Origin of the sequence: Mesorhizobium sp. M7A.F.Ca.US.006.04.2.1 (assembly GCF_004022915.1) — a bacterium.
GTDB lineage: Bacteria > Pseudomonadota > Alphaproteobacteria > Rhizobiales > Rhizobiaceae > Mesorhizobium > Mesorhizobium ciceri.
In genome coordinates, this window is record NZ_RZQA01001316.1 from 1 (window position 1) to 1109 (window position 1109).

2 protein-coding genes and 1 pseudogene are annotated in these 1109 nt (G+C 61.9%); all 3 read right to left on the reverse strand.

The features are described 5' to 3' along the window. A pseudogene (locus EN925_RS36930) lies at positions 1-213 on the reverse strand (immunogenic protein); the annotation flags it as partial. 273 nt (positions 214-486) lie between these two features. Next, complete coding sequence (locus EN925_RS36935; RefSeq protein WP_263499075.1) at positions 487-633, reverse strand: hypothetical protein; 147 nt, start codon at positions 631-633, stop codon at positions 487-489. 32 nt (positions 634-665) lie between these two features. Beyond that, on the reverse strand, positions 666-1022 hold the full coding sequence (locus EN925_RS36940) for a hypothetical protein (protein WP_127370500.1): 357 nt from the start codon (positions 1020-1022) through the stop codon (positions 666-668). Positions 1023-1109: the final 87 nt, after the last annotated feature.

The window sequence follows — 1109 nt, forward strand, 5'->3', positions numbered from 1 at the left end:
GGCGGTGGCGACCAAGCCTTCGACGCCGGCCGCCCCGGTTGCCGAGATGGCGTTGGCGATCAGGCCGCCCACCGGATAGTAGGTGCCGGACGTTCCGCCCGTGCCGATGCGGAAAAACGCCTGCTGCGCGCGTGCCGGCGAAAATCCGGCCGCAGCCAAAGCCAGAGCGCCCGCGCCTATGGAAAAGGTGCGGCGGTTGATCGAAATAGTCATGCTACCTCCCAGTCTAAAAACCGGCAGGATGTTGCAGCGGCCAAGGTGTTGTCAACCTGTACACGCTTTTTGAGAGCGGATCGGTCCTCGCGGGCTGGCCGTGGCGCATCCTCAATAGGTGCAAATTTTGAAGAAGCACCAAAATTCGATCTGAGCCTTTATCATTGGTTGAACGGCAGTAGTTCGCATCCTTGCGCCAAAAGCTGCCTGTCTGAATTCGGCCCAAAAGCAGCCATTCACCTTAACCCGCCCCTATCTCTCCCTCCACAACCCTCAAATAAGCCGTCGCCTTGCCCCCTCCGGCATCTGCAGGATGGTCAAGAGCGTCGTCAGCACGGTCAGGATCAGGGCGCCGAGGATGGTGCCGGTGTAGACACCGCGGCCCCCGAAGATCGAGGTGCCGCCAATGACGGCGGCCACCCCGGCGCCTTCCGCCCGGAAGGCGCGGCAGTCTATGGATACTTGGTCGGCGGTACGGCAGGGTTCAAATCGCCCTGCAGTTCCTTCGGCAGCGGCAGGCTTGAGCATTGCAGGTGCACTTCGCGGGCGAACAGCTTTCGTTGCTTCTGCTCATGCTCCTTGATGGCTGCTACGAGCCCCAGCGAGTATGGACCAAGCAGGACGCCGAAACCCCATCCCGGATGCTCTTTCTCGCGAGCCTCGTAATCCGAAGCCGCCCTGCGGGCCTGCTGGCATGCCGGGGAGGCCCATTTCTGGTCCTGCTGCGAAAGCGACGCCTCATAGTCGACCGGGGAGGTCGCGCACCCAGCCACTGCCGCAGTCAATGCGAGGCAGATTGCGTTTCTCATCCGAAGCCTCTCCTAAGCCTTGTGAAGGGCCTGCATAGACCTGTTCATCCCACAAGGCGATAGCTGCGGTCAGGTGCCCTCCCCACC